Source organism: Streptomyces poriferorum (assembly GCF_019399235.1).
Classification (GTDB): domain Bacteria; phylum Actinomycetota; class Actinomycetes; order Streptomycetales; family Streptomycetaceae; genus Streptomyces; species Streptomyces poriferorum.
In genome coordinates this window covers 1-20312 of sequence record NZ_JAELVH010000108.1, presented here as the reverse complement: position 1 = coordinate 20312, position 20312 = coordinate 1, and the positions used below count along the sequence as shown (strand labels likewise).

The following is a 20312-nucleotide window of genomic DNA, read 5'->3' as shown; positions in this document are numbered from 1 at the left end:
GGCCCAGCCCTCCCGTGTCCTACCCGCGTCGAAGGGAACCGTCATGGTGTTCCACAGCGAGTACGAAGACGTTCCGCCCCTCGAAACACCCATCCACGAAACGGTCCTCGGCGGGGCTGCGGCCTTCGGTGACACCGTCGCCCTGATCGACGGAACGAACGGCCTCTCCGTCACGTACGCCCAGCTCGACACCTTCCACCGCCGCATCGCCGCCCACCTCGCCGGGGCGGGCGTCCGCAAGGGCGACGTCCTGGCCCTGCACAGCCCCAACACGATCGCCTACCCCGCCGTGTTCTACGGGGCCACGCGCGCCGGAGCGTCGGTCACCACCGTGCACCCGCTGTCCACGGCCGAGGAGTTCGCCCAGCAGCTCAACGACTCCGACGCCCGCTGGATCGTCACCGTGTCCCTGTTCCTCGACGTCGCCCGCCGGGCCGCCGCGCTCGCCGGCGGCATCCAGGAGATCTTCGTCTGCGACCGGGCCGAGGGGCACACGTCCGTGCTCGACATGCTCGGCTCCACCGCCCCCGAACCCGAGATCGAGTTCGGCCCCGACGACATCGCCGCGCTCCCGTACTCCTCCGGAACCACCGGCGCCCCCAAGGGCGTCATGCTCACCCACCGCTCCATCGGCACCAACCTGGAGCAGCTGCGCCCCTTCATCCCCATGGAACCCGGCCACAGCATCCTGGCCGTCCTCCCCTTCTTCCACATCTACGGGCTGACCGCCCTGATGAACGTCCCGCTGCGCTGCGGGGCCACCGTCGTCGTGCTGCCCCGCTTCGACCTCGACCAGTTCCTCCGCGTGATCCAGGAACACCGCATCACCGGGCTGTACGTGGCCCCGCCCATCGTCCTGGCCCTCGCCAAGCATCCGGCCGTCGGCGACTACGACCTCTCCTCCCTCGAATACATCGTCAGCGCCGCGGCGCCCCTGGACGCCGACCTCGCCGCCGCCTGCTCCGCCCGCCTCGGCATTCCGCCCGTACGGCAGGCGTACGGCATGACGGAACTCTCTCCCGGCACCCATGTCGTGCCCCTCGAAGCCGAGGACCCGCCGCCCGGAGCCGTGGGGAAGCTGCTGCCGAGCACCGAGATGCGGATCACGTCCATCGAGGACCCCGGGACGGACCTCGGGATCGACGCCGACGGCGAGATCCTCATCCGCGGCCCGCAGGTGATGAAGGGCTACCTCGGCCGCCCCGAAGCCACCGAAGCCATGATCGACAGCGACGGATGGGTGCACACCGGTGACGTCGGACGCGTCGACGCGGACGGCTGGCTCTTCGTCGTGGACCGGGTCAAGGAACTGATCAAGTACAAGGGCTACCAGGTCGCCCCCGCCGAACTCGAAGCGCTCCTCCTCGGTCACGCGTCGATCGCCGACGCCGCCGTCATCGGCGTGAACGACGCCGACGGCAACGAGATCCCGAAGGCCTTCCTCGTACGCCGGCCGGCCACCGAGGACCTCACAGCCGAGGACGTCATGGCGTACGTCGCCGCACATGTCGCCCCGTACAAGAAGATCCGCCGCGTGGAGTTCGTCGACTCCGTGCCGCGCGCGGTCTCGGGCAAGATCCTGCGCCGCGAACTGCGCGACAGGGAGAAGGAGCAACAAGGATGACCCTCGCCCCACCCATCCACGACCGGGGCGTCACCACGCTCACCCTCGACTCCCCGGCCAACCGCAACGCGCTGAGCACACCGCTCGTGGCCGGCCTGTCCGAAGCCCTCGCCGCCTGCGCGGCGGACGACACGGTACGGGCGGTGGTCCTCACCCACACCGGCAACACGTTCTGCGCGGGCGCGGACCTCAAGGCGCCGGCCGACCCGCACGCCTTCGTCGCACTCATGCGGCAGATCATCACGCTCCCGAAACCGGTGGTCGCCCGGGTCACCGGCCACGTCCGGGCGGGCGGCCTCGGACTGCTGGGCGCCTGCGACATCTCGGTGGCCGGCCCCGGCTCCTCCTTCGCCCTCACCGAATCCCGCCTGGGCCTCGCCCCCGCCGTCATCTCCCTGCCGCTGCTGCCCCGCCTCGACCCCCGTGCGGCAGCCCGCTACTACCTCACCGGCGAACGCTTCGACGCGACGGAGGCGGCCCGTGCCGGCCTCGTCACCCTCGCCGCCGAGGACGTGGACAAGGCGCTCGTACCGGTACTCGACGGACTGCGCCGGGCCTCGCCCCAGGGGCTGGCCGCATCGAAGGAGCTGGTCACGGCTACTGTGCGGGAGACTTTCGACCAGTACGCAGAAGACCTCATCGCCCGCTCCGCGGCACTCTTCGCCTCCGACGAGGCACGGGAGGGGATGACGGCCTTCCTGGAACGACGGGATCCCGCATGGCTGCTGTGACACCACCCAAGCAGGACCGCAGCCGCGCCACCCGGCAGAAGCTCCTCGAAGCCGCGGTCGCCTGCCTCGCCGAACACGGCTGGGCAGGCTCCACCGTCTCCGCCGTCGCGGAGCGCGCAGGCGTCTCCCGCGGCGCCGCCCAGCACCACTTCCCGACCCGCGAGGACCTGTTCACCGCGGCCGTCGAATACGTCGCCGAGGAACGCTCCGCCGCCCTGCGCGCCGTCCCCGACCAGGACCGCGCCGCCGTCGTCGCCGCCCTCGTCGACCTCTACACCGGCCCGCTCTTCCGCGCCGCCCTGCAACTCTGGGTCGCCGCCTCCAACGAGGAACAGCTCCGCCCCCGCGTCACCGAACTCGAAGCGCGCGTCGGCCGCGAGACCCACCGCATCGCGGTCGGCCTCCTGAACGCCGACGAAACCCGCCCCGGCGTACGGGAAACGGTCCAGGGCCTCCTCGACATGGCCCGCGGCCTCGGCCTCGCCAACGTCCTCACCGACGACACGGCCCGCCGGCGGCGGGTCGTGGCGCAGTGGGCGGAGCTGCTGGACGGGGCGCTGGGCCGATGAGCGGGCGGCGCGCCGCCGTCAGGCGCGTACGGCCGTGATCTCCAGGCCGTTCCCGGCCTGGATCCTGAGCGTCCTGCCGTCCCACACGACGGGCAGCGGCGTGGGTGTGGTGTCCACCGGTGAGCCGGGGTCGACGGGGCCGGACTCCTCGTCATGGCCCCACTGGAGGGTGAGGGCGGCCTTCTCGCCGACCGTGGCGGGCATGCCGGACGCGGCCCATACGTTGTCGGAGGTCCGGCCGTCGACCCGGACCACCAGCTCGCTCCCGGAGAGCTCGAAGGAGCCCGTCTCGTCGTCCCCGTCGAGACTCCACCGGCGGCCCGTGAACGCGATCCGCCGGTACTCGTCGTTGACCTGCCCCTGCGGGGAGTACGAGAGCTTCCAGGCACCGCTGACGAAGGCCTCGACCGCCGCCCCGGCGACCGTGGGCCTGGCGGTCGGCCCGCCCGCCGCGCCCGGTGCCTCCAGTGATCCGTCGGAGCCCTTGTCCCTGGAGCAGGCCGCCAGGGCGACCGTGAGCAGGCCGATTCCCCCGTATCGCAGCACGTCCCGTCTTCGGACGACCTTCCGTAACTGCCGCATATCGTCGAGCACGGAGTCCCGCCTTCCCCTGGTTAGGACCGGTCTGTCATGGTCCGGAGCCAGAGTGTGTCCCAGGAATCGCCTTGGTGTCAGCAAGTTGCGCGTATATGGTCCGCAGCATGAGCGGCACCACCACACCCCCCTTCCCCGACCACATCGAACTCACGGGCGAAGGGCTCGTCCTGCGCGACTGGACGGAGGCGGACCTGGCAGCGATGCCGGACCTCTTCGACCACCCCGACGTCGCGCACTGGACCCCGATCGTCTCGCCCTTCGACGAGAAGGCCGCCCGGATGCGACTGGACCGGGCCCGGCAGCTGCGGCGTGAGGGCACGACGGTCCTGCTCGCCATCACCACCGACGGTGGCGCGGCACTCGGCGAGGTCATGCTGCGGCGTGCCCCCGAGGGCAACGAGATCGGTTACGCGGTCGGCCCCGCACACCGCGGCCAGGGCCTGGCCGCGCGGGCGGTGCGGGTGATGGCCGCGTACGCCTTCGAGGAACTGGGCGTGGAGCAGGTGATCCTGGAGCTGGAGGCCGAGAACACGTCCAGCGTCGCGGTGGCGAAGAGGACGGGCTTCAGCCTCCTCGACGTACCCCTGATCGAGGGCGAGGAGAAGGGCCGGCCGTTCGTCCTCCAGACGTGGGGCCTCAACCGTCCCTGACGTCGTCCGGGGCACATGATTCGGCTGGATCCGTGGAGGGCAGGGGCGGGGCATGGCCACGTACGAGACGATGTCGTTCCACCTGGAGACGGAGCGGCTGATCCTGCGCCCGTGGGCGGATTCGGACGCCGCCGAACTCCGCGCCCTGCGCGCCGAACGCGGCGAAGGGACGTCCACGCTCGAGTACACCCGGGCACTTATCGCGCGGCTGATCGCGGCGACGGAGACGACGGGGATCGCGCTCCTGCCCATCCAGCGCCGCGTCGAGGGCGACTTCATCGGCTACTGCGGGCTGATCATCGGCCGCTCCACGCCGGAGGAGCCCGAGATCGCGTACGAGCTCTTCCAACGGGTGCACGGCCACGGCTACGCCACCGAGGCGGCCCGCGCGGTGCTCGACGCCGCCGCGGCGACGGGGCGGGAGCGGCTCGGGGCGACCGTCGACGCGGCGAACACACCGTCGTTCCGCGTTCTCGAGAAGCTCGGGTTCGAGCGGCACCGTGTCTCGATGGAGGAGAAGGGCGAAGTGGTCTGGCTGACGCGCCCGTTGCCGTGAGGCCCGCCGGCGCGCGCGTCCGCCCGTTGCACGACTCGAGCTGAGGAACCGAGGGGAATCATGGGGGACTACTTCCAGACGGTCGTCGACCTCGACGCCACCGAGCGGGACGCGCAGGAGCTCGGGGCCCGGGTCCTGGACTGGCTGATCGCCGAAGGCATCGTGGCCGCCGAGCGCACCGACTGCGTCCTGGGCGGCGACGGATACGGTCACGCGCCCGGCCCGCACTTCGCCAAGGCCGTCGATGACCCGGACCCGGTCGACCTGTGGTCCAACGGGCTCCACGTCCAGACCGGCCGTACGGTCTTCGACAGCGGCCAAGGAGACGTGGGCGCGGCTGTCTGCCCGCTCTGCCGGACCGAGATCCGGCTGGTCGACGAGGTGTGGGAGCCCATCGACTCCGCCTGGGAGCCGTTCGAGGGGCGGTTCCACGACTGGGCCGAGGGCGGTGGCGAAGGGATCGTGCACTGCCCGTCCTGCCTCGGCGCCTGCGGGATCGACCGGTGGAGCTGGGAGGACGACTACTACGCGTGCGGGCACCTCGGGTTCACCTTCTGGGGCTGGGCGGAGCTCACCTCCGGCTTCACCCGTGAGATCGGCCGCAGGCTGGGCGGCCACCGCATCGTGGTCCTCGCCGGCAAGCTCTAGAGCCTGGTGCGTACCTGGTTCCTGTCGGTGGATACGGATGGCCGTGGTCCGGGGCGGCCGACGTCGCCGTACGGACGACATCCGTAACGGCCCGTCGCGGCCCGGTACCTGGGACGCGTACACGATCGCGATCGGCTTCCGGACCTGCGCGCGGCCTTGACCCGGGTATGTGTGCGGTTGCTCCCGCGGGGACCGCGGAAGCGGGCCGTCTCCGCCCCCTGGTCCGATACCAACCCGGCCTCTGTGAGTGCCCGTTCGGCCGGTCCGGCCGCCTCTGCATGACGGGGCCGCTGTTCTCGGCCGATTCATCAGTCCTACTGTCAGTTAATATGCCTGGAATCCGCGCGACGGGGCGGTCGCAGAGCGCGCTTCGTGCACGGATGGACCAGGCGGCATTCAGCACGTTCGCCGACAACCTGGGACCTGATCCGCGGGCGAACGCATCGCCGTACGAGGCGAGAAGGCGTTCCGTCCGAACCGCCCCGCGCCGGAGCTGTTCCCGGGGGGCGGGCGCGGGCCCGCCGGAACGCGGGTGGCCTCTTCCCTCCTTCATCTCGCTGCGGCAAGGGGCTGGGAAGTCGAATGAAGAGACGTTTTGGCATAGTGGGCACGGCACTTCTGTGTGCCGTCTTCGGCGTGCAAGGATCCGCCGTCGGTGTGGGCGTGGAACGGCCGGCGACGGTCGCGTCGCAGTACAGCTCCACCGATCCGGACTGGCCCGCCGTCAGTTCCACCTCCATGACCGGCAGCAACGGCGGACCGCGCGCCGCCACCGCGAGCGCCGCCGGAACCGCCCCGCACCACGACTACAACGGCGACGGCCGAAGTGACATGGCCTCCTGGTACGACTACTCCGACGGCCATGACGCCATCCACACCTTCACCGCCCGGGCCGACGGAGGCTTCGCCCCGCCCGCGCCCGGCTGGGAGACGCCCAAGGGCAAGTTCTGGGCCGAGCACATGAAGCGGGTCACCGGCGACTTCAACGGTGACGGCATCGGCGACGTAGCAGCCTTCTACGGCTACGACAGCGGGAAGGTCTCCCTCTTCACCTGGCTCGGCACGGGAAACGGAACCTTCGCCGACTACGTCCCCTCATGGTCCGTGGAGCCGGGGAACTGGACCTTCGACGCCATCACCGCGCAGGCCGGTGACTTCGACGGCGACGGCCGCGACGACATTGCCGCCTGGTACGACTACCGCAACGGCGACGACAAGCTCTTCACGTTCCTGGCGAACCCCGACGGCGGTTTCGCCGTCCCCTTCTCCTCCTTCGCGCGCACCGACGCCGACGGATGGGAGGTCGAGCGGATGAAGTTCGCCACCGGTGACTACGACGGCGACGGTCGCGACGACCTCGGGGTCCTGGACAGTTACACGGCGGGCACGGTGCGGCTGATGGCCTTCTCCGGCAAGCCGGACGGCGGTTTCGCCGAGCCCGTGAGCGGCTGGGAGGCCGACGGCTGGCAGTTCGACCGGGTGAGCGTGGTCTCGGGGGACTTCGACGGCAACGGCCGCGACGAGTTCGCCACCTGGTACGACTACGCCGACGGACGCGACGCCCTGTTCGGCTTCGGCCTCGACGCCGCCGGTAGGTTCGGCGGCCAGCGGGAGCTGCTGAACGCGAAGATGGGGGATTACGACCGGGCCAGGATGTACCTGGTCTCCGGCGACTACAACGGGGACGGCCGTGCCGACGTCGGCGCCCTCTACGGCTACGAGGGCGGACTGGTGGCAGCCCTCACCTTCACCGCCCGGGCCGACGGGACCCTCGTCGACGCGCTGCACAGCTGGCAGAGCACACCCATCGAATACTGGACCTTCGCCAGGGTCGCCACGATCGAGCGCTACAACAGTTCGCTGCCGGCCTGTCCGGCGGTCTTCGGACACGGTGGATACCCCGACGGGGCCGACAGCTACGACCGGGATCAGATCCGGCAGCCGAACCACCCCACGGGCCTCGCTCAGCAGAAGAGCTGGGGCGCGAGCGGTGTGGAAGCCGATCTCCGGCTCACCAAGGACGGCACCAAGGCCGTGATGTGGCACAACAGCACGACCAGGGGGCTGACCGGCACCAAGTTCGACATCGCGGAGATGCGGTGGGCCACCGGCGCCGACCAGCTCAAGGGCCGCAAGATCGCCTACGGCCCGTACGCCGGCGAGACCGTCTACACCTTCCGGGAGTGGCTCGACAGCGCCAGGAGCAAGCAGATGGCCGCTTTCGTGGAGCTCAAGGAAGAGACGAAGCCGCTCCTGCTCCACGGCGAGGAGTCCGTCAGCGAGGCCGCCTGGAACGAGGTCATCGCACCCATCGCGGAGAAGGCCGCCACGCAGAGGATCATGATCTACACGCTGGACGACGAGCTGCGGCCCGAACTCGTAAAGCGCGTCACGGCGGCCGGTCTCGGCGCGTCACTGGAGAACTATCCCCACTGGATCGACGACCCCGAGTTCCACTGGGAGGAGCCGGCTCCGGCGGCCTCGAACCACTTCGCCTACTGGCAGTACAAGCTGAACAAGTACGGCTCCCCGGTCAACTCGGTCCCGATGGCCACCTCCTGGACGAGTGATTTCACGGCCTGGCTGAACGGAAAGTGCCGCTGATCCCGCGCCCTGCGCGGCCGGTGGCCCGCCGGCGTCACCCGCACGGAAACCGGAACGCGGCCCGCACGACCGGGCCGCGTTCCGGCGGACCGCCGCGGGAGATCCGTAACGCCCGCTCGTAACCCTCGCCGTCATCGCGGCCGGCCTTTCGGGCTTGCGGGCCGCCGCCCGGAAGCGGCCGGCCGCCGGCCGGGCATGTCGTCAAGTACGAGATGCCCGGCGCGCGGACACGGGTACGGGTCGTCAGCTGGTCCAGAGGACCGGGCTGTCGCTGTACGCGTCACCCTCCTCGAACGAGGCGACCGCGATGGGATCGGTCTTCGTGGCGCTGAGCGAGCAGGTCTCGTACGAGGCGCCCTTGGCGGTGAAGTCGCGCGGGGCCGTCTCGCTGTCGCACTTGCCCGGGAGGTCGCCGATCAGGATGACGCCTGTGGGGCCGCCGCCCGCCAGGTTGCCGCGCAGCCTCAGCGACGAGTACGCCAGGTCGGTGCCGCCGACGTTCTCCACCTTCATCCGGATGTAGTAGGGCGTCATGCCCTTCGCCTTCTCACCGAACGGGGCCATGTCGGCCTCGGTGCCCTTCTCGATCGCCGTGACCGTCACGGCGATCGTGCCCTTCTTGTCGGTCCCGTACTTGAACGGCACGACCGCTCGGTCACCGATCTTGAGCTTCGTGCCCGGTGCGGTGACGTCGCCACCGGCCGGAGCGTCGTCGCCGGGGTCTGCCGACGGGCTCTCGCTGCTCGGGTCGGACGACGCCGGGTCGGACGACGCCGGGGCGGAGGCCGACGGCGATTCCTGTGCCGCCGAGTCCTCGCCGTCGTTGCAGGCCGTGAGGCCGAGGCACAGGGTGGTGAGGGCAACTGCGGAGACGATGCGTCCCTTGTGTGTCATTTTGGCCTAACTGGCAGTGAGGGCTGCTCTGTACGACAGCCGGAACGTTCAACAACTGGACGAAGCCCCGGTGATGAGACCGGGCATGGCGAAGCCACACGACGACGGTGGTGCGTCAACCAGGCGCGCCGCGACGCCCACCTCAGACTGAGGCGGGAATGACACAGGCTCGCCACAGGCACGGCACAGATGCGCGACGGGCACGGCCGCCCTCCGGGAGGGCGGCCGTGCCCGTCACTCTTCGCTCTTCGTCCGTCCAGGAGCGTCAGTTCCCGAGGTCCGCCAGCTGCTCGTACCCCTCGATCTCCCGCGGGCTGCGCGTCGGCGGCCCGACGTACTTCGCCGAGGGCCGCACGAGGCGCCCCGTCCGCTTCTGCTCCAAGATGTGCGCCGACCAGCCCGCCGTACGCGCACACGTGAACATCGACGTGAACATGTGCGCCGGAACCTCCGCGAAGTCCAGCATGATCGCCGCCCAGAACTCCACGTTCGTCGCCAGCACCCGGTCCGGGCGCCGCGCGTGCAGCTCCTCCAGCGCGGCCTTCTCCAGCGCCTGCGCGACCTCGAAGCGCGGAGCGCCCAGCTCCTCGGCGGTCCGGCGCAGGACGCGTGCACGGGGGTCCTCGGCCCGGTAGACGCGGTGGCCGAAGCCCATCAGGCGCTCGCCCCGGTCCAGGGCCTGCTTCACGTACGCGGTGGCGTCGCCGGTCCGCTCGATCTCCTCGATCATGCCGAGGACGCGGGACGGGGCGCCGCCGTGCAGCGGGCCCGACATGGCGCCCACCGCGCCGGACAGCGCGGCGGCCACGTCGGCGCCCGTGGAGGCGATGACGCGGGCGGTGAACGTCGAGGCGTTCATGCCGTGCTCGGCGGCCGAGGTCCAGTACGCGTCGACGGCCTTCACATGCCGGGGATCCGGCTCACCGCGCCAGCGGATCATGAACCGTTCGACCACGGACCCCGCCTTGTCGATCTCGCTCTGCGGCACCATCGGCCGGCCCTGTCCGCGCGCGGACTGCGCGACGTACGAGAGCGCCATGACGGCGGCGCGCGCCAGATCGTTGCGCGCGGTCTCCTCGTCGATGTCCAGCAGCGGCTTCAGGCCCCACACGGGGGCGAGCATCGCCAGGGCGGACTGGACGTCGACCCGGATGTCACCGGAGTGCACCGGGATCGGGAACGGCTCGGCGGGCGGCAGGCCGGGGGCGAACGCCCCGTCGACCAGCAGGCCCCACACGTTGCCGAACGACACCTGGCCGACGAGATCCTCGATGTCGACGCCTCGGTAGCGCAGCGAACCGCCTTCCTTGTCGGGTTCGGCGATCTCCGTTTCGAACGCGACGACTCCTTCGAGTCCGGGTACGAAGTCGGACATCAGGCGGCTCCCTCGGATCGGCGGCTGCGGGCGGGCCCCAGGGCCCACCCAAGATACTGGCGGGTTCCGACGTGACCGGGAAGCGTGACATCCGGCACAGCTTCCCGTTCCACCGCGTAACGGCGGGCGGACCTCCTTACGACCTGTGTCCGGCCGCTGCGGCAGGATGACACCGTGCCCACCGCAGACTCCTCCTTCGATTCCACCACTGATCCTGCCGCGATGCGCGAGCAGTACCGGTCCGAGGCCTTCACCGAGGACGGACTCGCCGCCGATCCCATGCGGCAGTTCGCCCACTGGTTCCGGCAGGTCGCCGCCGGCGGCATGCTCCACGAGCCGAACGCCATGGTGGTCTCCACGGCCACCCCCGAGGGCCGCCCGTCCTCCCGCACCGTCCTGCTGAAGATGTACGACGAGAGCGGCTTCGTCTTCTTCACCAACTACGACTCCCGCAAGGGCCGGGAACTCGCCGCCAACCCGCACGTGTCGCTGCTCTTCCCCTGGCACCCCCTGGCCCGCCAGGTCATCGTCACCGGCACCGCGTCCCGCGTCCCCCGCGAGGAGACGGTCGCCTACTTCCGTACCCGCCCCCACGGCTCCCAGCTCGGCGCGTGGGCGAGCGAGCAGTCGACCGTGATCGGCTCCCGGGAGGAGCTGATCCGCCGCTACGAGGACCTCGAGGCCCGCTACCCGGAGGGCGAGAAGGTTCCCGCGCCCCCGCACTGGGGCGGCTTCCGCGTCGTCCCCGAGACGATCGAGTTCTGGCAGGGCCACGAGAACCGGCTCCACGACCGGCTGCGGTACGTGAGGGAGAGCGGCAAGTGGCGCGTGGAGCGGCTCTGCCCGTAGGACGGGCCCCGACATGCAGAAACCCGCAGGCTCTGGTCCCTCCTTGCGGAGGAGCCGGCCGGACTTACCGGCGAGCCTGCGGGTCGGTGACTGCTTGGGATTGGCCGATGACCGGCCTGCACTGCAAGAGCGCGACAACGGGCGTCAGCCCGCAGTCACCTCACGAGTCCGAGAAGAAATCACTTCCGGAACACCTCCTTTCCCTACGTGTGGCTTCAGCCTAGGAAGCCCCCCGGCGCCGCACAACCGAATTATCGGAGTCATTTATTTCGGGGAAGTCGCTGTGTGCTGGGTCACGTTCGAGTTCAATGGTCTGACGTGCGGCAATGGCGGACACGACCTGTCGGGGGTCCGGGATGAGTGCTTCCACGACCAGCGGAACGACCGACGCTCTCGGTCCCGACGGCCCCGGTCCGGTGTCCGGGGCGGAGCTGCTGGCGGCTCTCCTCGACGGGATGGACGCGGCTCTCTGCGCCTTCGACGCGGACGGGACCGTCACCCACTGGAACCGTGAGGCCGAGCGCATCCTCGGCTGGTCCGCCGAGGAGGCCGTCGGGCGGCCCGGGTTCGCCGGATGGGCCGTGCGGCGGGCGGACGCGGGTGAGGTGCAGGGACGGCTGATGGCCGTCATGGACGGGCCCGGGCGGCAGGTCCACGAGTTCGCGCTGCTGCGCAAGGACGGCGGGCGGGTGCTCGTGCGGACCCAGTCGGCCGGGGTGCGGAGCGCGGACGGGAAGCCCGCCGGGGTGTACTGCGCGTTCAGCGAGGTCCATGCGCAGATCGACCTGGAGCGGTCCATCGCGCTGAGCGAGGCACTGTTCGAGGACGCGTCGTGGGGTGTCGTCCTCGTGGACGTGGACCTGCGGCCGACCGTCGTCAACGCGCACGCGGCCCGCGCCCTGGGCGGTGGCCGTACCACGCTGCTCGGCCGGCCGCTCGGCGAGCTGATCGTGCAGGGCGTCGAGGACCTGGAGGGCGCCCTCCAGCACGTACTGGCCGAGGGCGCGCCGCCCGCCTCCGCCGAGCTGTGGGTGACGCTGCGGACGGGCGACGGCGACCGGCGCCGCTGCTGGCGCAGCGGCTTCCTGCGCCTGGCCTCGCCGCTCGCGGAGGAGCCGGTGCCGCTGGGCGTCGGCTGGCTGTTCCAGGACGTGACGGCGGCGAAGCTGGCGGCCCAGGAGGCGGACCGGGCCCGGTTCAGGTCCAGCCAGCTGCACCGGGCCTCACGGTCGGCCGCCGAGTGCGAGGACCCGATGGAGGCGGCCACGTCGTCGCTGGACTACGCCCTCGCGGGCTTCGCCGACCATGCGCTGATCGACCTGGTGGCCGGCGACCGCCTGGTGCGCGCCGCGGCGACCCCGTCCGACGCCCCGGGCCCGTGCCTCCCGGTGGCCGGCGGCGGCATCCCGCTGCGGTACGCCCCGGGCCACCCGGCCCTCCAGTCGCTGGACCGTACGGGCTCGGTGCGGGCGTCGGCGGGTGCCGGGTCACCGCAGGCGGCCGGGGAGTGGGCGACGGAGCGCCGCTGGCCGGCCGACGCGGTGCACGCGCTGTGCGTGGTGCTGCGCAGCCGGGGCCGGACCCTGGGCGTGGTGACGTTCCTGCGCTCCGCCCACCGCGCCGCCTTCGAGCGCCCGGACGCGGTGTACGCGGAGAGCGTCGCGGACCGGGTGGCGGCGTCGGTGGACCTGGGGCAGGCGGTGCGGGACAGCCTCTGAGGGCTGTCCCAGGTGCGCCGCAGCATGCCCCGTGAGCTCAGTCCTGCGGGTCCAACTCGTCGGCGAAGGCACGGAGCGCGTCGGCCAGCTCCGTCTTGGTGGGCAGCTCATCGACCTTCTTCTCCAGGCCGTCGATGCGTTCCGCCAGGTCGTCCAGGCTTGCCGGGTCCGTGGGCTGAGATGTGGGCCCGTCCGTGGGGGAGGGGGACTCGGTACCACCGGAGGCCCCCGCATCCGCGCCGCTGGAGCCGCCGCCATCGGTGCCGCCCGAACCACTGACGACGCCGCTGTCCGCGCCGCCGCTGTCCGCGCCGCCACTGTCCGCGCCGCCACTGTCCGCGCCGCCACTGTCTGCGCCGCCCGAACCACTGACGCCGCCGCTGTCCGCGCCGCCTGCGACCCCGCCGCTTCCCGAATCGGACGTCTCTGTGGGCACAGGGGTCGGGTCGGAGGGTCCGCCGTCCTGGTCGGCTGCCGCGATCGCCCCGCCCACGCCCAATATCAGGGCAGCTGCCGCGCCGACGAGCGCCACTGCCGTGCGGCGCGTCTGGATCTTCCTCATATGCGTCATATGGCGGACAGTAAGCGCTGATCGCCGCGGAGGGTCTTGTTCCGCTGATTCGGTGCCGCATCGGCTCCTCACGCAGGTTCCCGGACCTGCGAGCGTGCTGCTTGTCGCGCCGCGCGGATCGCGGTGCGTGCCTTCGGCCGGGCTGCGGCAAGGGCGTTGACGAGGCGGGAGGCCGTCGGGTCGGAGGCCGCCGGGCCGGACACGTCGGGTTCCTCGTGAGTACCCGTCATGGGGGGTGACGGTAACCGGACCGCACGGTCTCTGCCTCTCCAACAGCTACTGTCCGCCCGCCAGATGCCGCCGGCGCAGGCGCGTGAAGGCGGTGGGGCCGGTGCGGTGCGGGAGGAACGCCTTGATGTGCTGGGCGCAGGCGCGCGGGCTCGTCGTGCCGGTGTCGCACTCCAGGTCGTAGTCGCCGTGGGCGTGGACCAGGTCGTACTGGAAGGCCGCGAGCCCCGGCGGGCGGTCGCCCCGGGCCTCCTCGCGGCGGACCAGCTCGTCCAGCGGACAGCGGACGCCGACGAACAGGACGTTCTCCGGCGGCAGCACCGCCAGGCAGTCGAGCAGACGCCACGGCTCGCTCAGCACATGGTCGACCACGACGTCGTTGCCCACCTCGGCCATGGCGGCGATCGAGCGGTGGAAGCCCATCCTGGTCCGCCGCAGCGCGGCGTCGAGCTCCCGTTCCCCGAGCTCCCGCTTGCTGCGCATCGCGTTGAAGCTGTCGACCGCCAGATGGAAGAACACGCCGTCGTCGAGGATGTCCAGCAGCTCCCGGGCGATGCTGGACTTCCCCGAACTGGATGTCCCGTTGAGGAAGATGATCCGGCCGGATGTCATGGCGGCATGCTCGCACGGTGGCCCGACCGCCCGGCCGGCCGGGCGGTCAGTGGCGGGCGGGCGGTCAGTGGCGGTAGAAGATCCGGTCCGCATACTCCGTCATCACGCGCCCGTTCCACTCGTGGCCCCCGTCGACGTTGCCCGACCGCAGCAGCGGCGGCTCGACGCCCCGCTCCAGCAGGCTCTCGGCCGCGGCGGCCATCATCGACTGCATGATCGCGCTGGTGACGACCGTCGACGCGGGGGCGAAGGGGGCCTCGATGCCGTCGACGTCCAGTTCCGCGTCGCCGATGGAGATCTTGCTGTCGAGGACGATGTCGCAGTGGTCACGGAGGAATCCGCCCGAGCTGTGCCGGGACCGGGTGCCTTCCGCGTACGCGACCGAGGTGACGCCGATGACCTTCAGGCCCAGCGCGCGCGCGTTCAGCGCCATCTCGACCGGCAGGGCGTTGCGGCCGGAGAGCGAGATGATCACGAGGACGTCGCCCGCCTTCGCCGGGCTGGAGTCGAGCACCGCGCCCGCGAGGCCGTCGACCCGCTCCAGGGCGGAGCCGAGGGTCGCCGGCATGACGTCGACGCCGAGGGTGCCGGGGACGGCCAGCACGTTCATGAGTGCGAGGCCGCCCGCGCGGTAGACGACGTCCTGGGCGGCCAGCGAGGAGTGCCCGGCGCCGAAGGCGAAGAGCCTGCCGCCGGCCACGACGGTGTCGGCGATGGCGGCACCGGCGGCCGCGATGGAGCCGGACTCCTCGTCGCGCACCCGCTCCAGCAGGCCGATCGCTGCGTCGAAGAACTGACCGGCCAGCTTGCTTTCGCTCATCGAGGAGGGCCTTTCCGGCGGGGTGGGGGTGTGCGCGGGACGTCCTTGCCGCCGATCACGTTGCGGTCTGGACCAGTGACATGTCAATACCGCGCAGGCCGTTCCGGGCCCCGCGGGGACAGCTCGTTCGGACGGTGAGGCACGGTTGTCCGTGCTATGCGTCAGAATTGGACGAGGGCCAGCGCACGACTGCATCGAGGGGCACGAATGTCCGGACTGATCGACACAACGGAGATGTACCTCCGCACCATCCTCGAACTCGAAGAGGAAGGCGTGGTCCCCATGCGCGCCCGGATCGCTGAACGGCTGGACCAGAGCGGTCCCACCGTCAGCCAGACGGTGGCGCGGATGGAGCGCGACGGCCTGGTGCAGGTCGCGGGGGACCGGCACCTGGAGCTGACGGAGGAAGGGCGCCGGCTGGCGACCCGCGTGATGCGCAAGCACCGGCTCGCCGAGTGCCTGCTCGTCGACGTGATCGGCCTGGAGTGGGAGCAGGTCCACGCCGAGGCATGCCGGTGGGAGCACGTGATGAGCGAGGCCGTGGAGCGGCGGGTGCTGGAGCTGCTGCGCCACCCGACCGAGTCCCCGTACGGGAATCCCATCCCGGGCCTGGAGGAGCTGGGCGAGAAGGCCGAGGCCGACCCGTTCCTCGACGAGAGCATGGTCAGCCTGGCGGAGCTCGACCCGGGTGCCGACGGCAAGACCGTGGTGGTCCGCCGGATCGGTGAGCCGATCCAGACGGACGCCCAGCTGATGTACACGCTGCGGCGGGCGGGCGTGCAGCCCGGTTCGGTGGTCAGCGTGACGCAGTCGCCCGGCGGAGTGCTGGTCGGCAGCAGCGGCGAGGCGGCGGAGCTGGACTCCGAGGTCGCGTCGCACGTGTTCGTGGCGAAGCGCTGAACGTGGCGCGTTGCGCGGCGGTTGTGAAGGAGCGTGCGGCGCCGCATCCGGTGCGGTGTTGAACGTGGCGATGCTCGGAAAGTGAGCAGGCGCCGAAGTGCGGGTGGCGGACGATCAGCGGGTGCTGACGTCCGTTTTCCGTTTTTCCGTCCGGAATTGCAGCGCCCGGACGGATCGCGTGCCAGTCTGTGGCTGAGGGATACCTGAGAGTGTCGGCCGTCTGGCCGCGCGGTCGGGGAGGGGAGCAGGGAATGCGCCCGTCGTGCTGGCATGTCCGGCCTGTGGACCATGTCCGGACTGCGCACCATGTCCGGACTGCGCGCCGGGAGCGGGCTCCCGCGGTCCCGCGGGCCCGGTCCGCGCACGCGGCTGTGGCGAGCGGTCCTGAAATGACGGATGGCCCCGGCGCCGCAAGGCGCCGGGGCCTGTCCTCCCCTGTCCCGACCTGGAGCCCCGAGCTCTCGAGGTCGGTTCCCGCGAGCCCTCATCCCCGAGTGGCCCGCCTCCCGGAGAAGATCTCCCCTCCGTGGCCGACGTCAATCCTGAGAGGCAGTCACTCGAACGAGCGGTGTTGTGTGCCGGAACCCGGTTTTCGAATAAAGGTTCGATAGTCTGGCCGACGCGACCACATGGTGATCGAGGGACCAGAAGGGGGTGCCAGAACAGATGGTGCGGCGCATCGATGTGACCGGAACCGACGGCGTACGCCTCGCGGCCTGGGAGTTCGCGGACCCGCCCAAGGGGCGCGCGGAAGCGGATCGCCCCGGAGGTGTCTTACTGCTCCACGGACTGATGGGCCGGGCCTCGCACTGGGCCTCCACCACCCGCTGGCTCGCCGAGCGGCACCGGGCGGTCGGCCTCGACCAGCGCGGACACGGCCGCAGCGAGAAGCCGGCCGAGGGCCCGTACACCCGCGAGGCGTACGTCGGCGACGCGGAGGCAGCGATCGAACAGCTCGGCCTCGCCCCCGTCACCCTCGTCGGGCACTCCATGGGAGCGCTCACCGCCTGGCAGCTCGCCGCCAAGCGCCCCGACCTCGTCCGGGCCCTGGTCATCTGCGACATGCGGGCCTCGGCGCTGGGCGCGGCCTCGCAGCGGGAGTGGGAGGACTGGTTCGGATCCTGGCCGCTGCCCTTCGCCACGCTGTCCGACGTACGGAAGTGGTTCGGCGAGGACGACCCCTGGGTGGAACGGCCCAATCCGTCCCGCGGTGAGTTCTTCGCCGAGGTGATGGCCGAGCGGGCCGACGGATGGCGGCCCGTCTTCTCCCGCCGGCAGATGCTCCGGTCCCGCGCCACCTGGGTCCACGACGCGCACTGGGAGGAGCTGGCCCAGGTCCGCTGCCCGACCCTGGTCCTGCGCGGCCTGGACGGCGAGCTGGGGCGGGCGGAGGCCCAGGAGATGGTCCGGGTGCTGCCCCGCGGACAGTACGCGGAGGTGGCCGACGCCGGACACCTCGTCCACTACGACCGGCCCGAGGGCTGGCGCGCCGCGGTCGAACCCTTCCTGGAGCAGCTCGCCGAGGACACCCGGGACGACCGGGAACCGGTGGCCCCGTAACGGTCGGGGCCCGGGCCCAGGGGGAGCCGCCCGGCCACGGGGAGCCGCCGGGTCCCACGGGGACCCGCCGGGCCTCACGGGGGACCCGCCGGGCCCGAGGGTGGAGCCGCCCGTCCGCCCGTCACCCCTTGCTGACAGCCGTCAGGATCTCCGGCAGCCGGTCCGCCGTGCGGGGCGCGGCGACCCGCAGTCCGGCCCAGCCGATCAGGGCCCCGTAGACGGCCCCGCCCGGCAGCAGGAGCCACAGCCGGTTCTCCGCGTCGGCGAGATGCAGCCAGACCGTCAGGCCGATCACGGGGGAGCACAGCAGCGCCGCCGAGACCATGCCGCCGAAGATCGAGATCCAGGCGAGCCCGGCCTGCCCGGGCGCCACGTTCTTGAACGCACCGTCCTGCGGGATCGAGTAAGGGAAGCTCGCCGTGGCCACCGCGCCCGTCGCCAGCATCGCGCCCAGCAGCGCGAACGACAGCCCCATGACCCCCGGCAGCGCCGCCCAGTCCCCGAGCACCGCCGCCGTCAGGACCGTCACCACCACCGTGTACGGCAGGGTGATCAGCAGCAGGGCCAGCGCCCGCGCCCGCAGTTCCAGATACGCGTCACGGGCCGAGGAGATCGTCAGCGCCACCATCCAGAAGGCCGAGGTGTCCTGCCCGAACTGGTTGTACATCTGAATGCCGAGCATCCCGGCGCCGAAGCACGCGAAGTACAACGACCCCGTGCCCTGGAGGGCGTTGAACAGCGGCACGATCAGCCCGATCGCCAGCGCCGTCACCCAGGCGGCCTTGGTCTTCGGGTCCCGGGCGACGTACCGCAGGCTGCGCTGCATCACCGTGCCGGTGCGTCCCTCGGGGAACAGCGCCCAGAAGCCGGAGCCGGCCGTGCCGGACTCCGTACGGGCCGGTTCGGCGGCGGAGAGCGTCGAGCCGTCCGGCTCCGTCATCAGCTTCTCCAGGCTGCGCCGCCACAGCGCCAGCAGCACGACGAGTGCGGCCGCGGAGAGGAGCAGCTGCAAGGCGGCCCGCCCGTACGCCCCCTGCGAGGCGGAGTCCACCGAGCCGATCGCCGAGGCGGGCGGCAGCCAGCGCACCACGTCCGCCGCCGGGTCGAGTGCGGAGAGCCCGCCGGCCCGGCTGAGCCGCTGGACGCCGAAGTTGACGCCCTGGATCCCGACCGCGATCACGAGCCCGCTGAGCACCGCGAGATCGCGGCCCTTGCGCGAGGTCAGCAGCCGGGTGTTGGCCGTGGCGACGGCCCGGGCCAGCGCGACGCAGACCAGCAGGGTCAGCGGGGCCGCGAGGACGGCGAAGACCACCGCGCCCGCCCCGTGCGCCAGCGCGGTCACCGATCCGGCCGCCAGGCAGAGCGTGAACAGTGGGCCGATGCCGACCAGCGACGACACCAGGAGCGCGGCGATCAGGGGGCGGGGCCGCAGCGGAAGCATCACGAGGCGGCTCGGGTCGAGGGTCTCGTCACCGGCGGCGAAGAAGAGCGGCATCACGGCCCAGCCGGCCGCCAGCACCGCGGCCAGCAGCACGACGAGGGAGCCCGCGTGGGCGTTGCCACGCAGCGCGATCAGGCCGATCAGCTGGCCCAGGGCGATCAGCAGGGTGGCGACGACGGAGGCGATGTACACGGCCCGGCGGCCGGCCGACTGCCGCAGCCCGTTGCGGAGCAGGGCGAGCTTCAGCCGTACGAGCACGGGGACCAGCTCCGTGCCGCCGGCCGGGCGGCTCGTGCGGGGGCCGGAGCCGGCCGGGGCGTCGAGCACGCTCATCGGGCACCGCCGAGCCAGTCCAGGGCGGCGCTGTCGTCGCGGCCGCCGGCGCCGACGAGTTCCAGGAAGGCGTTCTGCAGCGAGGACGCGTCGCCGCGGACCTCGGCGAGGGTGCCCTGGGCGCGGATGGTGCCCGCCGCCATGACGGCCACCCAGTCGCAGAGCGACTCGACGAGCTCCATGACATGACTGGAGAAGACGACGGTGGCCCCCGAGCCGGTGTAGCGCTCCAGTACCCCGCGGATGGTCTGCGCCGACACCGGGTCGACGCCCTCGAACGGCTCGTCCAGGAACAGCACTTCGGGGTTGTGCAGCAGTGCCGCGGCGAGCCCGATCTTCTTGCGCATGCCCGTCGAGTAGTCGATGACCAGTTTGTGCTGGGCGCCCGCCAGGTCCAGGACGTCCAGCAGCTGGTTGGCCCTGCTGTCCACGTCCTCGCCCGGCAGTCCGCGCAACCGGCCGGTGTAGGCGAGAAGTTCGCGCCCCGAGAGGCGCTCGAAGAGCCGCAGGCCCTCGGGCAGGACTCCGATGCGGGACTTCACCTCGACCGGATCGCGCCAGACGTCGCGTCCGCCGATCTCGATCCGGCCGAGGTCCGGGCGGAGCAGACCGGTGACCATGGAGAGCGTGGTGGTCTTGCCGGCGCCGTTGGGGCCCACCAAGCCGATGAACTTGCCCGCGGGCAGCACCAGATCGATCCCGGCGACCGCGGTGTGGTCGCCGAAACGTTTCCACAGCCCTTCCACGCGTACCGCGGGCGGCGTCGCCCGCGGTACGTCGGGCTCGACGGCCCGGTCGGCTTTTTCACTGTCTGTCCGGTCCGTCATCACCAGCGCCCTTCGAAGTCCCCGTGCTGTGGGGGCCACCCTACGAAACGCGCCCCCGCGCGTCGGCGGCTTCGCGCCCGCAGGCGTACGCGAGCGGGCTGATGAGCTCCTCCACCTCGGGCAGCCAGCGGTTGGCGGTGGAGGGGCTGCGGGCCCACTGCACCACCCCGGTGCCGCCGACGCGGGTCGGCGGCACCGGGGTGGT

20 protein-coding genes and 1 pseudogene are annotated in these 20312 nt (G+C 71.6%); 11 read left to right on the top strand and 10 right to left on the bottom strand.

Going from position 1 to position 20312, the window contains the following annotated elements; all coding sequences use genetic code 11:
* Nucleotides 1–43 precede the first annotated feature (43 nt).
* The 3 genes from JGS39_RS19735 to JGS39_RS19725 are packed head-to-tail and all read left to right on the top strand — an operon-like array spanning nt 44 to nt 2924.
* Nucleotides 44–1624: a 4-coumarate--CoA ligase family protein gene (locus tag JGS39_RS19735; protein ID WP_219570510.1), complete on the top strand. Its 1581-nt coding sequence runs from the start codon at nt 44–46 to the stop codon at nt 1622–1624.
* Nucleotides 1621–2355, top strand: coding sequence for an enoyl-CoA hydratase family protein (locus tag JGS39_RS19730; protein WP_219570509.1), 735 nt, complete (start codon nt 1621–1623; stop codon nt 2353–2355). The genes JGS39_RS19735 and JGS39_RS19730 overlap by 4 nt, the downstream gene beginning before the upstream one ends.
* Nucleotides 2343–2924, top strand: a complete 582-nt coding sequence (locus tag JGS39_RS19725) for a TetR/AcrR family transcriptional regulator (RefSeq protein ID WP_219570508.1) — start codon at nt 2343–2345, stop codon at nt 2922–2924. The genes JGS39_RS19730 and JGS39_RS19725 overlap by 13 nt, the downstream gene beginning before the upstream one ends.
* 18 nt (nt 2925–2942) lie before the next feature.
* On the opposite strand, the gene JGS39_RS19720 is transcribed toward JGS39_RS19725, so the two are convergent.
* The gene (locus JGS39_RS19720) at nt 2943–3518 is read right to left on the bottom strand and encodes a DcrB/PsbP domain-containing protein (RefSeq protein WP_308120540.1); all 576 of its coding nucleotides are present in this window, start codon (nt 3516–3518) and stop codon (nt 2943–2945) included.
* Between the two features lie 107 nt (nt 3519–3625).
* Between JGS39_RS19720 and JGS39_RS19715 the strand changes: the two genes are divergently transcribed.
* The 4 genes from JGS39_RS19715 (at nt 3626) to JGS39_RS19700 (ending at nt 7979) form a co-directional block, all read left to right on the top strand.
* Nucleotides 3626–4171: a GNAT family N-acetyltransferase gene (locus JGS39_RS19715; protein ID WP_219570507.1), complete on the top strand. Its 546-nt coding sequence runs from the start codon at nt 3626–3628 to the stop codon at nt 4169–4171.
* 52 nt (nt 4172–4223) lie between these two features.
* Nucleotides 4224–4727, top strand: a complete 504-nt coding sequence (locus JGS39_RS19710) for a GNAT family N-acetyltransferase (RefSeq protein WP_219570506.1) — start codon at nt 4224–4226, stop codon at nt 4725–4727.
* A 60-nt stretch (nt 4728–4787) separates the two neighbouring features.
* Nucleotides 4788–5375: a hypothetical protein gene (locus JGS39_RS19705; protein WP_219570505.1), complete on the top strand. Its 588-nt coding sequence runs from the start codon at nt 4788–4790 to the stop codon at nt 5373–5375.
* Between the two features lie 657 nt (nt 5376–6032).
* A complete protein-coding gene (locus JGS39_RS19700; RefSeq protein WP_308120538.1) occupies nt 6033–7979 on the top strand; it encodes an FG-GAP-like repeat-containing protein in 1947 nt (648 codons plus the stop codon).
* Nucleotides 7980–8222: 243 nt separating this feature from the next.
* Here JGS39_RS19700 and JGS39_RS19695 read toward each other — a convergent pair whose 3' ends face one another.
* Nucleotides 8223–8873 carry a hypothetical protein gene (locus JGS39_RS19695; protein ID WP_219570503.1) on the bottom strand — a complete coding sequence of 217 codons (651 nt, stop codon included), beginning with the start codon at nt 8871–8873 and terminating at the stop codon, nt 8223–8225.
* Between the two features lie 265 nt (nt 8874–9138).
* A complete protein-coding gene (locus JGS39_RS19690; protein WP_219570502.1) occupies nt 9139–10248 on the bottom strand; it encodes a citrate synthase 2 in 1110 nt (369 codons plus the stop codon).
* 222 nt (nt 10249–10470) lie between these two features.
* On the opposite strand from JGS39_RS19690, the gene pdxH reads away from it, so the two are divergent.
* Together pdxH and JGS39_RS19680 are read left to right on the top strand one after the other, a co-directional pair.
* The gene (gene pdxH / locus JGS39_RS19685; RefSeq protein WP_219570517.1) at nt 10471–11097 is read left to right on the top strand and encodes a pyridoxamine 5'-phosphate oxidase; all 627 of its coding nucleotides are present in this window, start codon (nt 10471–10473) and stop codon (nt 11095–11097) included.
* A 356-nt stretch (nt 11098–11453) separates the two neighbouring features.
* The gene (locus JGS39_RS19680; RefSeq protein WP_219570501.1) at nt 11454–12815 is read left to right on the top strand and encodes a PAS domain-containing protein; all 1362 of its coding nucleotides are present in this window, start codon (nt 11454–11456) and stop codon (nt 12813–12815) included.
* A 37-nt stretch (nt 12816–12852) separates the two neighbouring features.
* Here the strand turns inward: JGS39_RS19680 and JGS39_RS19675 are convergent, their stop codons facing one another.
* From JGS39_RS19675 to JGS39_RS19660, 4 genes are all read right to left on the bottom strand, one after another.
* Nucleotides 12853–13386, bottom strand: coding sequence for a hypothetical protein (locus JGS39_RS19675; RefSeq protein WP_219570500.1), 534 nt, complete (start codon nt 13384–13386; stop codon nt 12853–12855).
* 68 nt (nt 13387–13454) lie between these two features.
* Nucleotides 13455–13616: a hypothetical protein gene (locus JGS39_RS19670; protein ID WP_219570499.1), complete on the bottom strand. Its 162-nt coding sequence runs from the start codon at nt 13614–13616 to the stop codon at nt 13455–13457.
* A 46-nt stretch (nt 13617–13662) separates the two neighbouring features.
* Nucleotides 13663–14226 (bottom strand): chloramphenicol phosphotransferase CPT family protein, encoded by a 564-nt coding sequence (locus JGS39_RS19665; protein ID WP_219570498.1) that lies wholly within the window; start codon nt 14224–14226, stop codon nt 13663–13665.
* Between the two features lie 64 nt (nt 14227–14290).
* Nucleotides 14291–15046 carry an SIS domain-containing protein gene (locus JGS39_RS19660; RefSeq protein WP_219570497.1) on the bottom strand — a complete coding sequence of 252 codons (756 nt, stop codon included), beginning with the start codon at nt 15044–15046 and terminating at the stop codon, nt 14291–14293.
* A gap of 207 nt (nt 15047–15253) precedes the next feature.
* Here JGS39_RS19660 and JGS39_RS19655 point away from each other — a divergent pair, with 207 nt between their 5' ends.
* Both JGS39_RS19655 and JGS39_RS19650 read left to right on the top strand, forming a co-directional pair.
* Complete coding sequence (locus JGS39_RS19655) at nt 15254–15946, top strand: iron-dependent transcriptional repressor DtxR (RefSeq protein ID WP_219570496.1); 693 nt, start codon at nt 15254–15256, stop codon at nt 15944–15946.
* A gap of 666 nt (nt 15947–16612) precedes the next feature.
* The gene (locus tag JGS39_RS19650; protein ID WP_219570516.1) at nt 16613–17506 is read left to right on the top strand and encodes an alpha/beta fold hydrolase; all 894 of its coding nucleotides are present in this window, start codon (nt 16613–16615) and stop codon (nt 17504–17506) included.
* Between the two features lie 121 nt (nt 17507–17627).
* Here JGS39_RS19650 and JGS39_RS19645 read toward each other — a convergent pair whose 3' ends face one another.
* The 3 genes and pseudogenes from JGS39_RS19645 to JGS39_RS40960 form a co-directional block, all read right to left on the bottom strand.
* The gene (locus JGS39_RS19645; protein WP_219570495.1) at nt 17628–19280 is read right to left on the bottom strand and encodes a transporter; all 1653 of its coding nucleotides are present in this window, start codon (nt 19278–19280) and stop codon (nt 17628–17630) included.
* A complete protein-coding gene (locus JGS39_RS19640; RefSeq protein WP_219570494.1) occupies nt 19277–20107 on the bottom strand; it encodes an ABC transporter ATP-binding protein in 831 nt (276 codons plus the stop codon). Before JGS39_RS19640 ends, JGS39_RS19645 begins: the two co-directional genes overlap by 4 nt.
* 40 nt (nt 20108–20147) lie before the next feature.
* Nucleotides 20148–20312: pseudogene (locus JGS39_RS40960) on the bottom strand (bifunctional DNA primase/polymerase); the annotation flags it as partial.

What these genes read in the sequence shown, in the direction of transcription:
- JGS39_RS19735 (WP_219570510.1), top strand. Translation starts at nt 44, where the DNA reads ATGGTGTTCCACAGCGAGTACGAAGACGTTCCGCCCCTCGAAACACCC.
- JGS39_RS19730 (WP_219570509.1), top strand. Translation starts at nt 1,621, where the DNA reads ATGACCCTCGCCCCACCCATCCACGACCGGGGCGTCACCACGCTCACC.
- JGS39_RS19725 (WP_219570508.1), top strand. Translation starts at nt 2,343, where the DNA reads ATGGCTGCTGTGACACCACCCAAGCAGGACCGCAGCCGCGCCACCCGG.
- JGS39_RS19715 (WP_219570507.1), top strand. Translation starts at nt 3,626, where the DNA reads ATGAGCGGCACCACCACACCCCCCTTCCCCGACCACATCGAACTCACG.
- JGS39_RS19710 (WP_219570506.1), top strand. Translation starts at nt 4,224, where the DNA reads ATGGCCACGTACGAGACGATGTCGTTCCACCTGGAGACGGAGCGGCTG.
- JGS39_RS19705 (WP_219570505.1), top strand. Translation starts at nt 4,788, where the DNA reads ATGGGGGACTACTTCCAGACGGTCGTCGACCTCGACGCCACCGAGCGG.
- JGS39_RS19695 (WP_219570503.1), bottom strand. Translation starts at nt 8,873, where the DNA reads ATGACACACAAGGGACGCATCGTCTCCGCAGTTGCCCTCACCACCCTG.
- JGS39_RS19690 (WP_219570502.1), bottom strand. Translation starts at nt 10,248, where the DNA reads ATGTCCGACTTCGTACCCGGACTCGAAGGAGTCGTCGCGTTCGAAACG.
- pdxH (WP_219570517.1), top strand. Translation starts at nt 10,471, where the DNA reads ATGCGCGAGCAGTACCGGTCCGAGGCCTTCACCGAGGACGGACTCGCC.
- JGS39_RS19680 (WP_219570501.1), top strand. Translation starts at nt 11,454, where the DNA reads ATGAGTGCTTCCACGACCAGCGGAACGACCGACGCTCTCGGTCCCGAC.
- JGS39_RS19675 (WP_219570500.1), bottom strand. Translation starts at nt 13,386, where the DNA reads ATGACGCATATGAGGAAGATCCAGACGCGCCGCACGGCAGTGGCGCTC.
- JGS39_RS19670 (WP_219570499.1), bottom strand. Translation starts at nt 13,616, where the DNA reads ATGACGGGTACTCACGAGGAACCCGACGTGTCCGGCCCGGCGGCCTCC.
- JGS39_RS19665 (WP_219570498.1), bottom strand. Translation starts at nt 14,226, where the DNA reads ATGACATCCGGCCGGATCATCTTCCTCAACGGGACATCCAGTTCGGGG.
- JGS39_RS19660 (WP_219570497.1), bottom strand. Translation starts at nt 15,046, where the DNA reads ATGAGCGAAAGCAAGCTGGCCGGTCAGTTCTTCGACGCAGCGATCGGC.
- JGS39_RS19655 (WP_219570496.1), top strand. Translation starts at nt 15,254, where the DNA reads ATGTCCGGACTGATCGACACAACGGAGATGTACCTCCGCACCATCCTC.
- JGS39_RS19650 (WP_219570516.1), top strand. Translation starts at nt 16,613, where the DNA reads ATGGTGCGGCGCATCGATGTGACCGGAACCGACGGCGTACGCCTCGCG.
- JGS39_RS19645 (WP_219570495.1), bottom strand. Translation starts at nt 19,280, where the DNA reads ATGAGCGTGCTCGACGCCCCGGCCGGCTCCGGCCCCCGCACGAGCCGC.
- JGS39_RS19640 (WP_219570494.1), bottom strand. Translation starts at nt 20,107, where the DNA reads ATGACGGACCGGACAGACAGTGAAAAAGCCGACCGGGCCGTCGAGCCC.